Raw genomic sequence first — 18,106 nt, forward strand, 5'->3', positions numbered from 1 at the left:
CAAATCAAACAGACACTTGATCTGGATATTTTTGAGCTTACAGGTGTACGCTCATTTAGCGAACAAGTGTAAGCTTAATTTTAAAAAGATCAAGGGCGTTTTATTGATTGTAATTTGTCCAAATGGTCAATAATGAGTTGCACAAACACTGAATACTCAGTAGTCTTCATACCCCCTTTTTGAAAGTGGTACAGAAAATTGCTTGAAAAATTACATCCAGATGTTGTTGATGCCTATGAAAAAGCGTTGAAGGCGAGAGAGAACTCTTACTCTCCTTATTCTCATTTTAAAGTGGGTGCAGCGGTAAAATTTAAAGGCTTTGAACAGGTTTTTTACGGTTGCAACGTAGAGAACGCGAGTTATGGGGCAACCATTTGCGCAGAACGCAATGCTATTTGGAGTGGCGTGGCGGCAATTGGCAAGCAGGATATGGAATATCTAATCGTTGTCGCAGATCAAGAGGAACCTGTGCCACCATGTGCGTTGTGTTTACAGGTTATATCAGAGTTTTATGATGCTGAGATGCCTATTTATCTTGGCAATTTGAAAGGCATTCAAAAAGTTTATCTTCTTAAAGAAATTTTGCCCGTGCCGTTTAATAACTTTGTCGCCTAAAAAGCCAGACAGGCCATAAACTATGTTGAGCATGGCCTGTCGCTTTCGCTACTACTATTTGCCTTTTCTGTTGCGGTAGAGCCAACTTCCTATACCTATGCTGGCAACCAATACAGATAGCGTGGGCCATACCGATGATACCGAGTACACCGTCCGGGCACTGCAAAGACATACGGGCACCTAGCTAGATTGTCGCATTCCACCATAGGGCCGATGGCGAGAAAAAGCATTCCTACAAGTATGCCAATAATGGCGAGAGATACATTGTTAAGTGACATTGGCATTTAAGATAAACATTCCATATTCTAGATAGAAAAGGATATAGGTATGAATCGCCTGTTCACAAGCCCTTTTTGCCGCCACTCATCGGTGAGATATGGCAGCTTAACGCGTTCGACAAATGGTTGAAAAAAGTCTTCCATTTTTTCTTATAACCTATGGGCATTAAACTTAAAATTTACCTCTAGCAACTTCAGGATATTTGCGTTTCCCCCTATCAAATTTACTACAAATTCGGTACTATCCGCGGTCTTAAATTTTTAATGAAATAAGCGGACTATGTTTGAAATAAACCCCGTTACTAATGCGATAAAAGATATCCGCGAGCGTACCGAAGCGCTTAGGGGGTATCTTTGACTTTGATGCAAAGTCAGAGCGTTTAGAAGAAGTTAGCCGAGAACTAGAAAGCCCTGATGTTTGGAACGAGCCAGACAGAGCACAGGCACTTGGCAAAGAAAAAGTAGCTTTAGAGCAAATAGTAGAGACTATTCACAAGCTTGACCAAGGTACGGAAGATGTAGAAGGCTTGGTTGAGCTTGCAGTTGAAGCCGAAGACGAAGATACCTTCAACGAAGCTCAAAGTGAGCTTGAAGGCTTGATTGAACAGCTAGAAGTGCTTGAGTTTCGTCGCATGTTTTCTGGCCCTAATGACGAGAACGACTGCTATATTGACATTCAGTCGGGTTCAGGGGGCACAGAAGCGCAAGACTGGGCAAACATGCTGTTGCGTATGTATTTGCGCTGGGGTGAAGCCCATGGCTTTAAAACCGAACTGATAGAAGTATCAGAGGGTGAAGTAGCAGGTATTAAGAGTGCCACACTTCGCGTTCAGGGCGAGTATGCATTTGGTTGGTTGCGCACTGAAACTGGCGTACACCGCCTGGTGCGAAAATCACCATTTGACTCTGGAAATCGTCGTCATACCTCATTCTCTTCAGCGTTCGTATACCCTGAAATTGATGATGATATCGATATTGAGATTAACCCTTCTGATTTACGTATCGATACCTACCGCGCTTCTGGTGCGGGTGGTCAGCACGTTAACAGAACAGACTCTGCGGTGCGCATTACTCACGAACCGACAGGCATAGTGGTGCAGTGTCAAAATGACCGCTCACAGCACAAAAATAAAGATCAGGCGATGAAGCAGTTAAAAGCCAAACTTTATGAGTTTGAACTGCAAAAGCAAAACGCTGAAAAACAAGCGATGGAAGACAGCAAGTCAGATATTGGCTGGGGTAGTCAAATACGCTCTTACGTACTGGACGACTCTCGCATTAAAGATTTGCGAACAGGCGTGGAAACACGTAATACTCAAGCCGTTCTTGATGGCGACTTGGACAAATTCATTCAAGCCAGCCTGAAATCTGGGCTGTAAACCGAACAACGAAGTGACAAGGTTATGACTGACCAACAAACTGACGATAACAAATTGATTGCAGAGCGCCGCTCAAAGTTGAGCGCTATTCGCGAACAGTGCCGTGCAAATGGCTTCCCAAACAGCTTCCGTCGTGAAAACTACGCTGATGAACTTCAAGCTAAGTTCGGTGAATTCGACAAAGAGACATTGCAAGAGCAAGGCAACAAGGTAAGCATTGCTGGCCGTATTATGGCTAAACGTGGCCCATTCTTGCTATTACAAGATATGACTGGTCGTATTCAGGCATACGCCGACAAAGAAACCCAAAAAGACCTTAAGGCCAAATATGGTGCGCTAGATATTGGTGACATCATTGGTGTTGCTTAGTGATTTGCATAAATCTGGCAAAGGCGACCTTTACGTGAACATGGAGCAATACGAATTGCTGACTAAAGCACTTCGCCCATTGCCTGAAAAATTCCACGGTTTGAGCGACCAGGAAACTAAGTACCGTCAGCGCTACGTAGATTTGATCACCAGTGAGCAAACGCGCAAAACCTTCATGATCCGCAGTAAAATTGTGAATGGTATCCGCAAGTACCTTACAGAGCGTGACTATCTTGAAGTTGAAACGCCAATGCTGCAAGTTATTCCGGGGGGTGCAACGGCGAAGCCTTTCGTTACACATCACAATGCGCTAGACATTGATATGTACTTGCGTATTGCTCCAGAGCTTTACCTCAAGCGTCTAGTAGTGGGTGGTTTTGAGCGCGTGTTCGAGATTAACCGTAACTTCCGTAACGAAGGTCTATCAACTCGTCACAACCCAGAGTTTACTATGCTTGAGTTCTATCAAGCCTATGCAGACTACAACGACTTAATGAACCTTACTGAAGATATGCTTCGCACGCTAGCGGAAGATATTCTTGGTACGACCATTATTACCAATACCACAAAAGATGCTGAAGGCAATGTGACTAGCGAAGTTGAATACGACTTCGGAAAGCCATTTGACCGCTTAAGCATGGGCGAAGCTATTCTGAAATACTGGCCTGACGCTGATGAAGCGGCAATTCGCGATCCTGAAGCTAATCTTGATGCGCTGAAGGCGATGGCTAAGCAGCTTCATATTAAAGAGCCTGAAGTTGACGGTATTTGGGGCGCGGGTAAATACCTGTGTGAAATTTTTGAAGCGACGGCGGAAGAGAAGCTTATTCAACCTACGTTTATTACTGAATATCCGTGGGAAGTATCGCCACTTGCGCGTCGTAATGACAATAATCCGTTTATTACTGACCGGTTCGAATTTTTCGTTGGTGGACGCGAGCTAGCTAACGGCTTTAGCGAGCTAAACGATCCAGAAGATCAGGCAGAGCGCTTCGCTAAACAGGTTGTTGAGAAAGATGCAGGCGACGATGAAGCCATGCATTTTGACGACGACTACATTCGCGCGCTTGAATATGGTTTGCCGCCAACGGCGGGTGAAGGTATCGGAATCGACCGTCTAGCTATGCTATTTACCGATAGCTCAACGATTAAAGACGTTATCTTATTCCCTCACATGAAGCCTCAAGTGTCTAAAGACGCACAAGAAGCAGAGGAATAGCACAAAATAAACGTGCAGACTAAAGCGCGTTTATCTTTTCTACCAAAAGGGCATTAACGGGAACGTTGATGCCCTTTTTCTTTGCCATTTCGACAATGTAACCATTAATGGCTGCAATTTCCGTTTGTCGTTTGTTTGCAACATCTTGATGCATACTCGAATAGTTACGCCCTGTTGCTTTGGCAACCTTTGCCACCGTATGAAGGACGTCTTTTAGCGAAAATGTATATCCACATGCCTTAGCCACATTGATGAACTCTTCGCAAACCGCGTGACGCAAATAGCTAAACTGATCCTCTAAAATACACCTATTGGGAATATCGTTTAGTGCAGTGAGGGGATTTATCACTGCGTTTACTGCCAATTTAGTCCATAACGCCTTCATTATCTCATCAGCGATGATTACATCAGGAAGGGCTTTGTGCAAAACTGATATAGCGCGGGCCACCCTGCCGTCTTTATGTGTCTGAAAGCCTTCTTTTGACGTTTGAGGGGAAATACCAATTTGTGTACTTCCTACATAGGTGTAAACAACATAAGGTTTATTACTCTTGTCTACGCGTTTTAGGGCTCCGTGGCTAGTAGTCGCAAGAAGTAGAGGGTAGTTTTCTGGAAGGAGCTCACGAGCAAGCTCAAATCCGCCCAAACCGTTATGCATTAAAACGATAGTGGGGCGCGCCTCAAGGTATGCAAGCCATGAAGAAAGTGCAGCCTCCAGTTGGTAGACCTTTAAAGGAAATAATAGAACGTCATTTTCACTTAACTCGGGCTTATGGCTACTACAAGGTTCCAGTTGATATTTTGTGCCATCAATCCATTGCGCTTCTTGAGGGGCGGTTTCGGGATTGCGCGGATAGCGCGCATACGGAACGCCGTGTTTTTGTGCACCAGCGGCAACTAGACTGCCCACGGCATCGGCTCCTACAATATGAAGTCGCTCTGTCATCGATTAACCTCGCTATCCTTAGTTGGCATATATCATCAGCTGATATCGTTAGTTGATAGGTGTTTTTCGTTGAGGGCAGTACTGCCACTGGCCAAATATCGTTGTGGAACAGCAGGCCATGGATAGGTTTCGGGTGCGTTTAAGGATGTTATCCATTGTTGCACATCATGGCTAAGAAAGTGCTGTCCACTGTTAATGGTGGCAAACGCTGTTATTGTCTTTTGTTGCAAGGGTATCGCAATGTGCCAGGCATGAAGGTGAAGTCTATCTGATGGCGCACCAGCGTATAGCGTATCGCCTAAAATAGGCGCACCAATACTTTTCAGTGCAACGCGAATTTGATGTGTCTTGCCTGAATACGGCTTTACGATAAAACCGCGAATTCCTGGTTGTGCAGATTGGCTAAAGAACTGCGTAATGGCAGGGGTTTCAGTGCTTTTAAGTAAAATTCGCTGGCCACCGCGACGGTTTTTCATATCGCCAATCACTGTGCCTTGCTTCTTTTTTGGCTTTTGTGCACTTAATGCCAAGTAATACTTCCCGACGCGGCGAGTGGCAAAAAGCTCACCTATTTGTGCGGCGGTGATTTCATCTTTTGCCAAACAAAGACAGCCTGATGTTCCTGTATCTAGCCTATGGCAAAGGTGTAGCTGTGTAATATCAAGTTGCTTTTTAAGTAGTGAAACTATGCCAAACGGAATATGCGTGTCTCTCGTCGCAGGCCTATCCACCGCTTCTGATTTAAGCTCTGCACTATCATGCATGGCAATACCAGAGGGTTTGTTGACAATAAGTACGTTGTCATCTTCGTAAACGATAGGGATCTCAAGCAACGTGAAAGCCTAGTTCTTTTCCAAAAGTTCAACGGCTTCTTCGTAGTCGAGTTCATCAACGGCATCGACAATAGCGGCGTGTATTTCACTATCAAAACCAATGGTGTCTAACCACGCATCAAGCCGTTCTTGCGAGATGAACTCACTTGCCTTAAGGGCAGCTAATAGTTGCTTTTTCGCTTGTTGCGCCGCAGCGCTGTCGCTAGCGCCGCCAGCTTTTGCAGGTTGTGAATCAGATGGGGCTTGCGTTAATGCATCTACAGCAGCTACCGTTTCATTCAAGCATGCCACAAACACCGCGTAATCATCGGGCAAACGCTTGTCGTTTCTCACACAGCTTTCCACAGGCTTGCTTGCATGGTGCAATGCAAACAACCCTAGGTTGCCTGTGACGCCCTTTAGTGTGTGGACCAAAGAGTAGGCTTCGTCAAATTCACCTTTTTCGACGAGGGCACGAAGCTCTTTATCCGTCGTGCGATATTCATCTGTAAATTTCCCTAACAAGGTATACAACAGCTTCTCATTACCGCTTAGCTGAGACATTCCAAAATCAATATCTATCACTGTCGTTGACTGTTCCATGCCACCATCCTTCTAACTGCAATGTGCCTTAGTACATTTGCGATTTAGCCGCAATGCACTAAGTGAACGAATATATTACCGCTAAGTGTATTTCAGAAATCTGAAAATTAATACAATCATAGCAAAGTACAGGCAAGTAAAGCGCTAAAAAGTCTGGTAATCTTCCGAAGATCGGGCAAAGAAGCGTCGCTTTGCACAGTAGTTGTAGATAAAAAGGAAAAATCATGTCAGGAAAACTGACTTTTCGCACTCTCATTATCGCGATAAGCGTTATTATCATTTCAGCATGTCAGCGTGCCCAAATCGAGCAGGCCAAAGAGGCCAACACCGTATCCATTGATTATGAAAAATATACGCTGGCCAATGGATTGACAGTTATTCTGCATGAAGACCACTCAGACCCTTTGGTTCATGTTGACGTAACCTATCACGTAGGCTCTGCACGAGAGGAGGTCGGAAAGTCGGGCTTTGCGCACTTTTTTGAACATATGATGTTTCAAGGCTCAAAGCATGTGGCCGACGAACAGCATTTCAAAGTGATTACCGAATCCGGTGGGAACCTTAATGGCACGACAAACACTGACAGAACCAACTACTTTCAAACCGTTCCTGCAAATCAGCTTGAAAAGGTTTTGTGGCTCGAGTCAGATCGCATGGGTTTCTTATTAGAAGCGGTAGACCAAGAAAAATTTGAAAACCAGAGAGAAACCGTCAAAAACGAGCGAGCGCAGCGCGTTGACAATCAGCCCTATGGGCTTCGCTTTGAACTCAACGGAGAAGCCTTGTACCCAGAAGGGCATCCTTATTCTTGGTTAACTATAGGCTATGTTGAAGATCTAGACCGCGTTGATGTGAATGACTTAAAAGCGTTCTTTAAACGTTGGTACGGGCCAAACAATGCCGTGCTTACCATTGGTGGTGACATTGATGTTGTCAAAACAAAAGCATGGGTTAAAAAATACTTTGGCGACATTCCTCAAGGACCAAGCGTGGACGAACCAGCACCAGAGCCAGTTACGCTTGACGAAACGCGATATATGACGCTTGAAGACAAAGTGCATTTGCCTCTACTTCAAATTACTTACCCCACGGTTTACGCCCGACATGAAGATGAAGCACCACTAGATGTACTGGCAGATATTTTAGGAGGCGGCAAAACATCACTGTTTTACAAAAACTTGGTTAAAGAGGGAATGGCCGTCCAAGCGGTAGTGTCACACCCTTGTCGAGAGTTGTCATGTGAGTTTCAACTATTGGCGTTGGCTAACCCAGCGAAAGTCAATTCACTGGCGACACTGCAACAAGTCTTAGACGAAACGCTCACTGAGTTTGAGACACGAGGCGTGACGGCAGATGATCTTGCGCGTACTAAAGGGCAGATAGAAGCGAGAACCGTGTTTGGACTTCAAAGTGTTGCTGGCAAAGTATCTGCACTTGCTGCCAACGAAACCTTTCATCAAACGCCTGACTTAATCGCCGATGATATCGCTCGATACAATGCGGTCACAGGCGAGGACGTGATGCGTGTTTATAACACCTATATTAAAGGTGCAAACAGGATTGTGCTTAGCGTAGTGCCAAAAGGGCAAGTGCAACTAGCCGCAGCGGCGCAGAACTTCGACCGCCCCAAACGCACAATTGAGCAAAGTCCTGAAGAGTCTGACAGTACGGCTGATAACCGTTTATATGACAGTGCAACTTCCAGCTTTGACCGAAGTATTATACCAAGCGCTTAAGCAAAGCGCCTGTCGTTGACGTGCCTGAGTATTGGGAAGCGACATTACAAAACGGCATTAAAATACTTGGCGTAACCAGTGATGAAACGCCGACTGTAACCCTTACTTTAAGTATGGATGGCGGTGTTTTGCTGGAAGATAAAGATAAATCAGGGGTTGCTTATCTCACTGCATTACTGATGAATGAGTCTACGCAAAACTTTACTAATGAGGCGCTCGCCAGCGAGCTTGCTAAATTAGGAAGCAGCATAGGGTTTAGTGCTTCTGGACGCTATTCTCAAGTGTATGTTTCAACACTGACAAAAAACCTCGAGGCCACACTTGAGCTATTAAAGGAAAAGCTGTTACGTCCTGCATTTAAAGAAGAAGATTTTGTTCGCATGAAGGAGCGGGTGTTACAAGGGCTTCAGCAACAGGCGAAAACGCCATCTAGCTTGGCGCGTCGCGCTCGGGACCTTATCTTGTTTGGTGAGAAGAATCGCGTGAGCTTACCTGATGAGGGGACGCTTCAGACAGTGCAAAACATTACCTTAGACGATGTAAAAGCGTTTTACGCGACATATTATTCTCCTTCTAAAGCCAGTATTGTTGTGGTGGGGAATTTGCCGCAATCACAGATGATTGCGTCGATTGATTTTATTGAGCAATGGCAGGGTAATGATTATACATTTAGTGATTACCATGACTTTCCTGTATACGATAAAAACACCATTTATTTAATAGACAGCCCTCAGGCAGTGCAGTCTGTAGTTTACATCGTCGATAGAAGCTTACCCTTTGACGCAACGGGTGAACATTTCAAAACGCGCTTGATGAATTTTCCTCTTGGCGGGGCTTTTAACAGCCGTATCAACCTAAATCTACGAGAAGATAAAGGGTTTACCTATGGCGCAAACAGTGGGTTTGTAGGGGGGAAAACATTGGGCTGGTTTGAAGCGAGTACTGATCTCAACAAAGCTAATACTGCTGAGGGGATCAAAGAAATCTTCAATGAAATAACACGCTATCGCAATGAAGGGGTAACTGAAGAAGAAATAGCATTTATGCGCAATGCATTCACCTTAAGCGACGCCCTAGAGTTTGAAACGCCAACAAGCAAAGCGCGATTCCTGCGCCAGCTGTTGAGTTATGATTTGGACAAAAGCTATCGCACAAAACAGCTCGCGATTATTAACAGCATTGATAAAGCGACAATCGATAAGCTTGCAAAGCAATATTTGAATATGGATAAAATGCAAATTATTGTAGTAGGCGATAAGGCGGAGATTTTGCCTCAGTTAAACGCGTTATCAATACCAATTATCGAGTTATCAGTAGAGAGCAATGCCAGAGAAGCGTTAAACTGATAGATTGATCAATTGTTGAATTTACACTGTTGCCCCCCATTAAAAGGGGCAACAATGACATAACGGACCATCATTTTGACTGCAAACTCAACCCGCTTCGACGCGCGTATTAATGCGCTTAAGTCTCCAGAGTTTTTAACTGCGCTAAAAGATATCAAACGGGGTGTTGAGCGTGAAGCATTGCGCATAAACCCAAACGGTACATTATCACAGGCTCCTCACCCCCAACCTCTGGGCTCTGCGCTAACTCACGAGTCGATTACCACCGACTTTTCTGAGTCGCTGCTCGAGTTTATAACGCCACCGGAAAATAGTGCAGCTAAGACCGTTGCGCAACTCAAAGATATCCATAAATTTGTTATCGACAATATTGGCGATGAATACATTTGGCCGTTGAGTATGCCATGTTTTATCGATGATGAGGCTCATATCCCCATTGCCTACTTCGGTGAGTCTAATGTTGGCAAGATGAAGCGCGTTTACCGTATAGGCCTTAAAAATCGTTACGGCAGTATGATGCAGGCAATAGCAGGCGTGCATTTTAACTTTTCATTGCCAGACAGCTTTTGGAAGTTATGGGCTGACCTGCAAGGCAAAGCACACTCGCAGGACCAGACTTCAGCTGATTACTTCGGGTTAATTAGAAACTACCGTCGGTTTTGTTGGTTGATTCCGTATCTCTATGGTGCGTCTCCTGCGCTATGCGGCTCGTTTTTGAAAGGTAAAGAGCATGCTCTTCCGTTTAAAAAGGTAGGTAAAGGTACGGTATATATGCCGTATGCCACTTCATTGCGAATGAGTGATTTGGGGTATACAAGTGCAGAACAATCGTCGCTTAAGATATGCTACAACGAGTTAGATAATTACGTTCGCCTGTTGCGAAGTGCTATGACAACACCCTCGCACAGGTTTAGTGGGTTTGCAGCTGGAGAAGAGGGCAACTACCAGCAGCTGAGTCGCAACATTATACAGATTGAAAATGAGCTATATTCACCTATACGTCCAAAACAGCCCACGCATTCTATGGAAAAGCCAACCGATGCGTTGGTGAGACGCGGTATCAATTATATTGAGGTTAGGGCTTTAGACGTAAATCCATTCTCGCCACTGGGTATCTCTGAGTCGCAGTTTGATTTTCTGGACGTCTTTTTATTGGCGTGTCTACTTATTCCAAGTGACGAGCTCGACGAAGCACAACTTCAAGAAGCCAAAGAAAATATGAACAAAGTGGTGCTTGAGGGTCGTGACCCTGAGCTTGAGCTTAGCTGCAATGGGCAAGCGCTATTGCTGACTACCTGGAGCGAAGAGTTGTTTGGTTATTTCCATGAAGCGGCAAAACTACTTGATGCTGCAAATGAAACTGACCGTTATACAAATGCAGTCAATACAGAATTTGCGAAAGTAAAAGACCCAAGCCTTACACCGTCGGGTAAGTTACTAGATATTTTACTTGCAGATGACAAAGACAATGGTGTGTTTGGACTTGAACTCGCAAAAGCGTATCAGGGCGAAATGAAAGCATTTGAGTATCAATATACTGATGCGGATGGTTTCATGGAGCAAGCGAAAATATCGATGAACGCGCAAAAAGAGGTGGAAGCCTCTGATAACAAAGACTTTGATACCTTTATTCGAGACTATTTTTCTGAGCCGCTTAAGCAAAAAAATGCCTGACATAGGTCAGGCATCGAAAGGTTCCAGGGAAACACACATTTTGCTAGAACATTAATTAAGACAAGCTATGAACCAAAAGTTCAAAAAACTGGTTATTTTTTTATCAACTTTCATCGTTCTTTTTCCGCTGTTTATCGCGGGGTGTGCTACGACACCACCAAAAGATATCAGTAATTTGTGCGAAATTTTTTACGAAAAAGACGATTGGTATGATGCAGCAGCCGATGCTCGAGACAAGTGGGGCGTGCCGATACATGTGCCAATGGCAATGATGTACCAAGAGAGTTCATTTAGGCACGATGCCCTTCCTCCGCGAGATTACGTATTTTTCGGTTTAATTCCGTGGGGGCGGGTAAGTTCTGCGTATGGTTACTCGCAAGCTAAAACGCCTACTTGGGCAGACTATGTGAGAGAAACGGGAAACAGTGGCGCTGACAGAGACGACTTTGACGATGCTATCGATTTTATGGGCTGGTTTATTTATAAGTCGCAAAAAATTAACGGTGTTTCAAAATGGGACGCGTATGCGCAATACTTAAATTACCATGAAGGCTGGGGGGGCTATAAACGCAGAAGCTATGACAAAAAACCGTGGCTTAAGAAAGTGGCGTCAAAAGTAAAAGCACGTTCATTGCGCTATGCCACGCAGCTGAAAACCTGTGAAGAAGATTTGCAAAAAGGTTGGTTTATGAAGCTTTTCAGCTAACCAATCAAACCTTAATAATAACTATAACGATGTGGGTGTGAACATGAAAAAAGGGATTTGGCTACTACTTGGTGCATTATCTGCACTGATAGTCTTGCTAATTTTAAGGGCTTTCACGGTGTTTGAGGACAATCAAGTTGTACCGGATAAAGCGTTTGAGCCACTTTTGTTAAATGAGACTGCTGTGGTTGAACGCCTTGCAAATGCAATTCGCTTCCCAACCATTTCTTATGAAGAGTCAAACAAGTTCGATAAATCTGCCTTCATGGGGCTACACGAGTTTATCGAAACGTCCTACCCACTTGTTCACCAACACATGCGAAAAACTGTTATTGGTGAATATTCTTTAGTTTACGAACTTCCCGGCGCGTCTTCTACGCTAAAACCTGTCTTGTTCATGGGGCATATCGATGTGGTGCCTGTTGATGAAGCTACGCGTTCTCAATGGCTTCATGAGCCTTTCAGCGGAGATATCAGTGACGACGCCATCTGGGGGCGAGGAGCGCTTGACGACAAGGTAACAGTATTCGCATTGTTAGAGGCCATGGAGCACCTTTTAGCGAAAGGGTTAACACCGACACGCAGCGTTTACTTCTCGTTTGGTCACGATGAAGAAATTGGCGGGGAACAAGGTGCAGCACAGGTTGCTGACTGGTTTGCTGAGCAAAACATTCAATTTGAATTTGTGTTGGATGAAGGGGGAGCAATAACCCGTGATTTAATGGTGGGCACGGACAAGACGGTTGCTGTGGTTGGGATTGCAGAGAAAGGTTATGCCAATGTCCGCCTCACTATTAACGATGATGGCGGTCATTCATCTCAACCGCCGGAACATACTGCTGTAGGTGTCTTAAGCCAAGCCATCGTTAAGTTAGAAAACAACCAGTTTCCCACAGACTTTCAGTTTATTAATAAGACCTTTGACAGAATAGGGCATTACACCGATTTTCCTACGCGTGTGGCCATGTCTAACTTGTGGTTGTTGTCCCCGTTAATTGAAGGCGTTATGCTTAGCAAACCCAGTTCTGCAGCCAGTATTCGCACAACTACCGCAGCAACCATGGTGGAAGGAAGTTCTAAATCTAATATATTGCCTACGCAAGCAATAGGGGTGATCAATTACCGACTCATGCCTGGTACATCAATAGCTGACTTAATTGAGCACGTTACCACTACAATTAACGATGACAGAGTTAATATTGATGTCTACATGGCGAATGAGGCCAGCAAAGTGTCGACCATGGAAAGCATGGGGTATCGCTTAATTGAGCAGACCATTCGCACTATGCAAAATGATACACTGGTGGCGCCGTACTTGGTTCAGGGCGGTACCGACGCAAAACATTTCACTGCCTTATCTGACAGTATCTATCGATTTATGATGGTTGAGCTCAACCCGAAAACGTTAAAGCAATTTCACGGTGTTAATGAACAAATTCCAATTAAAGATTACCTCAGCGCAATCCAATTTTATGGAGAGTTAATAAAGCAAAGCGCGCATGTCGAGCAGAACTAGAAACCTACTTCGGGCACATTTCTTAGTGTCCACGTACGCGTCCGCAGTTTGAAGCGGACAGTAAAAAGTGTCCGCATCGGACACTTTTTTTTGTTCTTATCTCAATAATCTTATTTAAATCAATATCTTAAATTCTGGCACGTTATTGGTATTAGAGTCTTTATCAACAAGAATATGCCCACAGGGCGTTATTAGATAAAGAGGAGTTAATACGATGATGATGTTGATTCATTTTATCAGTCTCCCTGTGTTCGTTTTTGTCATTGGTGTGGTGCTTGCCAACCTTGAAACAACAATCAATAGGGAAATGTGATGATCCAAGATACGAGTAAACAAGATGTCGTGGTCGCGCCTAGAGCGAACAAAAAGAAATGGTTGTTTTCAACCGCCGCCGTTATTGCCGTTGGCGTTTTTGGTTACCTTTCTCTGTCAGCACCAACCGCTGACGTTTCATTGGCCAAAGATTCATTAAAAGTGCATACCGTTTCGAAAGGGGATTTGGTTCGCGACATTATCACTACAGGAAAAATCATTGCCGCTAATGCGCCACAGGTTTATAGCCCAGAGCAGGGCTATGTATTTCTGAATGTGGTACCGGGAGACTTTATTGAAGCGGGCGATACCATTGCCATTGTCGACTCACCAGAACTCCAGAGCACGCTAAAACAAGAGCAGCTTGTACTTGCTAGTCTACAAAGCGATTTGGCAAGACAAGAGCTTGATGTGCGACGCCAAACGCTGCTACTAAACAAACAAGCTGACTTGGCAAAAGTGGAGTTGGATGCTGCGATTCGAGAAGACAAGCGTGCGGCCTTGTCTATTGAGGATCACCTAATCAGCCAGATTGACTATGAAAAAGCGCAAGACGATTTAGCCAGAGCAAAAGTGACGCACAAGCATGCAATGGGTGAGATTGAGCTTGCTGCAGATACACTAGCTTTTGAACTTAAAACCAGTGAAGAAAAGGTAGCTAGGCAAGCACTCATTGTCGAAGAGTTGGAACGTCAGCTTGCTAACCTTCGCATAAAGGCAAGTGTTTCGGGCATCGTCGGCAATGTATTGATACAGCCAAATGCGCTGGTAGCAAAAAACGAATTGCTAATGACCTTGGTGGACTTGACCGCTTATGAAGCACAGTTAAGCGTTGCTGAGAGTTATGCTGGAGAGTTGGGCATTGGTATGGATGTAGAGCTGACAATGGGCGGACAAAGTGTGTTAGGTAAACTTGTCTCGATATCGCCAGAAGTGGTAGAGCGTCAAGTGACAGCGCGAGTGCGATTCCCGGAAAACAGCGTACAGTCTATTCGCCAAAACCAGCAGGTTTCTGCGCGTATATTGCTGGAGAACAAAACCAATGTACTCAAGGTAAACCGAGGTACCTTTTTACAGGCTGGTGGGAATACCGCTTACGTGGTGCGTGGTGACTTAGCTCAACGAGTGCCTATTCAGATTGGCGCAACCAGCATGCGTGAAGTAGAGATCCTGCAAGGCCTAAAAGAAGGCGATCAAATCATTACCTCTAACTACGATAAATTCAAACAAGCGCCTTCGGTGCTACTACGATAAGACAAGGAATAACAAGATGTTGAAAATGCAGAATATTAGCAAAGTGTATCAAACGGACAGTGTTCAAACTCATGCATTACGAGACTTTTCGCTAGAAGTAAACGAAGGTGAATTTATTGCAGTAACGGGTCCATCAGGTTCGGGTAAAACAACCTTTTTGAATATGGCTGGTTTGCTTGAGCCTTTTACCTCAGGTCAGTACACCCTAGACGGAATTGATGTGGGCGGGCTTTCTGATAATCAGCGAGCCGATTTACGAAATCAAAAGATTGGATTTATTTTTCAGGGCTTTAACCTTATTCCAGACCTGAATATTTTTGAGAATGTCGAAGTGCCGCTGCGCTATCGAGGCGTATCATCAAAAGAGCGAAAACGCAGAATTGATGAGTGTCTTGAGCAAGTAGGACTAGCCAGCCGAGCTAAACATTTGCCACAACAACTCTCAGGTGGACAGCAGCAGCGTGTTGCCATTGCCCGTGCTCTAGCTGGGAATCCTCGGTTCTTATTGGCCGATGAACCAACGGGGAACCTAGACACGCTTATGGCTCGTCAAGTGATGGAACTGCTTGAAGAAATTAATCGAAACGGCGCTACTATAGTAATGGTAACTCACGACCCAGAACTGGCGCGCAGAGCACCGCGAAATATCCAGGTTGTGGATGGCCAGCTAGCAGACTTTACACTCTATCAAGGTAAACCCGCTGCCGATGATTCAAGCACGGTAAAACCTCTTAAAACGGCTGGAGTGTAACATGTTACTTCACTATATTGACCTTAGCTGGCGTAGCGTCAAAAACACGCCTGTCATCAGCTTCTTAATGGTGTTTGCTATTGCCATCGGCATTGGAATTACAATGACGAGCCTGTCTGTGTACCACATGATGTCCATGGACCCCATTCCGCACAAAAGCAGTAAAATTCACTATCCTCAGCTACAGCTAATGGACGAGGGTAGTGAATGGCATTCTACTGACAATATGCCTCGCCAGCTCAGCTATCAAGATGCGACAAACTTGTATAACGCCGATATCGATGTATTGAGCAGCCCGAGTTTTCGGAGTGGATTTTCTGTTCACCTGAACTCTCCTGATGTTAAACCTCGTATGGAGCCAGCCAGATTGGTTAACAGAGAGTTTTTCGAGATTTTTGAAAGACCTTTTATTTACGGACAGCCTTGGTCACGTGATGCACAAGACAATAAACCCTACGTCGCGGTAATTACTAAAGAGATCAATGACCGTTTCTTTAATGGCGAGAACTCGGTGGGTAAGGAGATTTATTTAGATAACAAAAGCTACCGTATCGTGGGTGTTACCGAGAATTGGGACCATCACGTAAAGTACTACGATGTTAACAACGGTGCCTTTAACTCATCAGAATCTATCTACATTCCTTTCACTATTGCCCCCCGTGAGGAAGTGGGCACGTGGGGCAATATGAACGGCTGGAAGCATGAGCCATTAAGAGGGTACCAAGAGTTGCTAACTTCGGAAAAGCTCTGGACTCAATTTTGGGTAGTGCTTGAAAACGAAGAGCAAAAAGAGGCCTACGGGCGATTCTTAATGGCCTACATGGAAGATCAGAATTCTCGTGGTCGCTTTCAACGCGAAAATTTTGAGTACAAACTACGAAATGTAAATGAGTGGATGGAGTACACCGAAGTTGTCTCAGAAGATAACCGTATTCTTGTTGCGCTTAGCTTTATGTTTTTGATGGTATGTGTGGCGAATATTTTAGGGTTACTTTTAGCTAAGTTCTTAAAGCGTGCACCAGAAGTAGGTGTAAGGCGCGCACTTGGCGCCAGCAAGCGGCAAATATTCTTACAACATATTGTTGAGGTATCTGTCATTGGCTTGGCAGGTGGCATTTTGGGTATCGCAATCGCGCAGCTTGGATTATGGGGTGTGAGAACCACAAATAGTTACTATGACGCCTTAGCCACAATGGATTGGTCTATGTTGCTGGCAGCCCCAATTATTTCACTTCTCGCCAGCTTTGTCGCTGGGCTGTACCCAGCGTGGTTGGTGTGTAGAACACAACCTGCTATCTACCTGAAAAGCCAATAGGAGGGCACGACATGTTTGATATTAAACCCATATTTAGTGCACTACTACGCTCAAAGGTTGGGGCAATTTTACTTTTTCTACAGATAGCTCTGACCACGGCAATAGTGAGTAACGCAGCGTTTATGATAAACGACAACTTGTCGTACCTGCGTGAAGATACAGGTTATCCGCAGCAAGAAATATTTAGCTTTACTGTGATGACGTTTGGTAAGGATGTTGACCTAAAACAGCAAGCTGAGCTAGACGAAGCCATGATCCGCAATTTACCCGGTGTTATAAACGCGACCGCCACACAGGCCGTGCCTTTATCTGGTGGCGGTTCGTCGACATCAATAAGGCTCAAGCCACGTCCAGAAGAATCAAAGCAAGGCAGGCTTATGTATTTCTATGGTGATGAGCATGCCCTTGATACCTTTGGTGTGAAGCTTGTTGAAGGGCGGAACTTCAGACCAGAAGAAATTATGATTAGCGATAGTTTTCATGACAATGGGCCCAACACCATTATTGTGTCTAAAGCACTCGCTCAAAGCATGTTTGATGATGAACCTAGCCCTTGGGCGCTCGCTCTATGTCGATGGAAGAGCACTTGAAATAATTGGTATCGTTGAATTAATGGAAAGTGCATGGCCTCGGGCGGACGACAGCAACACAACGGGAATTATTCCTTATATTAATGCGCAAAACTATCAGCACTTCCTGGTAAGAACAGACGCCAGCGAGCGAAATAACGTCATGAAGTCCATAGAAGATAAAATGCTTCAAGCTTATGATAAGCGTGTGATCATCAATATTGATGGGCTAGATGAGAGCAAAGACGCCTACGATTCTACTGATGTATTGATGATGCGAATGCTGATTGTGCTTGTTGTAATACTGGTGCTTGTCACTGCACTTGGCATCTTTGGACTTACTCAATTCAATATTAGTAAACGTACAAAGCAAATCGGCACGCGTCGCGCATTGGGGGCAAGAAAATCTGCAATCGTGCGATATTTCTTGGTAGAAAACGCCATGATATGTACAGTAGGCTTAATTATTGGCAGTATTGCGGCCATATTTTTAGGGCGCGCACTTATGGAATCCTATTCAATTGAAGCATTGGAGATTGAATATGTGATAGTGACTGCACTGTTTGTTTTAGCAATGAGCTTATTGGCCGTTGTGGTGCCTGCTGTTCGCGCAGCAAACATCTCACCGAGCATAGCCACTAGGAGCATATAAGTGATATAGGTGCCTTGCCAAGCCGCACGCTACACCCGAGGCTTGGCAGGTTCA

At 44.7% G+C, this 18,106-nt stretch carries 12 protein-coding genes and 3 pseudogenes; 11 read left to right on the plus strand and 4 right to left on the minus strand.

The features are described 5' to 3' along the window. The first annotated feature begins 198 nt into the window (after window positions 1-198). Window positions 199-615 carry a cytidine deaminase gene (gene cdd, locus V6N89_RS05970; protein ID WP_338516785.1) on the plus strand — a complete coding sequence of 139 codons (417 nt, stop codon included), beginning with the start codon at window positions 199-201 and terminating at the stop codon, window positions 613-615. A 95-nt stretch (window positions 616-710) separates the two neighbouring features. Here cdd and V6N89_RS05975 read toward each other — a convergent pair whose 3' ends face one another. Further along, on the minus strand, window positions 711-899 hold the full coding sequence (locus tag V6N89_RS05975) for a hypothetical protein (RefSeq protein WP_346993539.1): 189 nt from the start codon (window positions 897-899) through the stop codon (window positions 711-713). A 274-nt stretch (window positions 900-1,173) separates the two neighbouring features. Here V6N89_RS05975 and prfB point away from each other — a divergent pair. Then, window positions 1,174-2,272, plus strand: a protein-coding gene (prfB, locus tag V6N89_RS05980) for a peptide chain release factor 2 (protein WP_338516789.1) whose coding sequence is annotated in 2 segments (ribosomal slippage) — window positions 1,174-1,248 and window positions 1,250-2,272 — 1,098 coding nt in all. Because the reading frame shifts where the segments join, the coding sequence is not laid out codon by codon here. A 24-nt stretch (window positions 2,273-2,296) separates the two neighbouring features. Next, window positions 2,297-3,860, plus strand: a pseudogene (gene lysS / locus V6N89_RS05985) (lysine--tRNA ligase). Between the two features lie 19 nt (window positions 3,861-3,879). On the opposite strand, the gene V6N89_RS05990 reads toward lysS, so the two are convergent. Genes V6N89_RS05990 through V6N89_RS06000 form a run of 3 tightly spaced genes read right to left on the minus strand, consistent with a single transcriptional unit; the run spans window position 3,880 to window position 6,221 of the window. Then, window positions 3,880-4,806: a ketopantoate reductase family protein gene (locus V6N89_RS05990; RefSeq protein ID WP_346993540.1), complete on the minus strand. Its 927-nt coding sequence runs from the start codon at window positions 4,804-4,806 to the stop codon at window positions 3,880-3,882. Between the two features lie 35 nt (window positions 4,807-4,841). Beyond that, the gene (locus V6N89_RS05995; protein ID WP_338516794.1) at window positions 4,842-5,639 is read right to left on the minus strand and encodes a pseudouridine synthase; all 798 of its coding nucleotides are present in this window, start codon (window positions 5,637-5,639) and stop codon (window positions 4,842-4,844) included. 9 nt (window positions 5,640-5,648) lie between these two features. Continuing rightward, the gene (locus V6N89_RS06000) at window positions 5,649-6,221 is read right to left on the minus strand and encodes an Hpt domain-containing protein (RefSeq protein ID WP_338516796.1); all 573 of its coding nucleotides are present in this window, start codon (window positions 6,219-6,221) and stop codon (window positions 5,649-5,651) included. Between the two features lie 224 nt (window positions 6,222-6,445). Here V6N89_RS06000 and V6N89_RS06005 point away from each other — a divergent pair. The 8 genes and pseudogenes from V6N89_RS06005 (at window position 6,446) to V6N89_RS06040 (ending at window position 18,052) form a co-directional block, all read left to right on the plus strand. Further along, a pseudogene (locus V6N89_RS06005) lies at window positions 6,446-9,303 on the plus strand (M16 family metallopeptidase). A gap of 75 nt (window positions 9,304-9,378) precedes the next feature. Next, window positions 9,379-10,977 (plus strand): glutamate--cysteine ligase, encoded by a 1,599-nt coding sequence (gshA, locus tag V6N89_RS06010; RefSeq protein WP_346993541.1) that lies wholly within the window; start codon window positions 9,379-9,381, stop codon window positions 10,975-10,977. 67 nt (window positions 10,978-11,044) lie between these two features. Beyond that, a complete protein-coding gene (locus V6N89_RS06015) occupies window positions 11,045-11,683 on the plus strand; it encodes a hypothetical protein (RefSeq protein ID WP_338516799.1) in 639 nt (212 codons plus the stop codon). A 43-nt stretch (window positions 11,684-11,726) separates the two neighbouring features. After that, complete coding sequence (locus V6N89_RS06020; protein WP_338516801.1) at window positions 11,727-13,199, plus strand: M20 family peptidase; 1,473 nt, start codon at window positions 11,727-11,729, stop codon at window positions 13,197-13,199. Window positions 13,200-13,511: 312 nt separating this feature from the next. After that, entirely contained in the window at window positions 13,512-14,765 is a 1,254-nt protein-coding gene (locus tag V6N89_RS06025) for an efflux RND transporter periplasmic adaptor subunit (RefSeq protein ID WP_338516803.1), read from the plus strand. 16 nt (window positions 14,766-14,781) lie between these two features. Further along, window positions 14,782-15,516 carry an ABC transporter ATP-binding protein gene (locus tag V6N89_RS06030; RefSeq protein WP_338516805.1) on the plus strand — a complete coding sequence of 245 codons (735 nt, stop codon included), beginning with the start codon at window positions 14,782-14,784 and terminating at the stop codon, window positions 15,514-15,516. A 1-nt stretch (window position 15,517) separates the two neighbouring features. Further along, window positions 15,518-16,831, plus strand: a complete 1,314-nt coding sequence (locus V6N89_RS06035) for an ABC transporter permease (protein WP_338516806.1) — start codon at window positions 15,518-15,520, stop codon at window positions 16,829-16,831. A gap of 11 nt (window positions 16,832-16,842) precedes the next feature. After that, window positions 16,843-18,052 (plus strand): annotated as a pseudogene (locus V6N89_RS06040) (ABC transporter permease). Window positions 18,053-18,106 lie beyond the last annotated feature (54 nt).

It is taken from the genome of Alteromonas gracilis (assembly GCF_036870955.2).
Lineage (GTDB): Bacteria > Pseudomonadota > Gammaproteobacteria > Enterobacterales > Alteromonadaceae > Alteromonas > Alteromonas gracilis_A.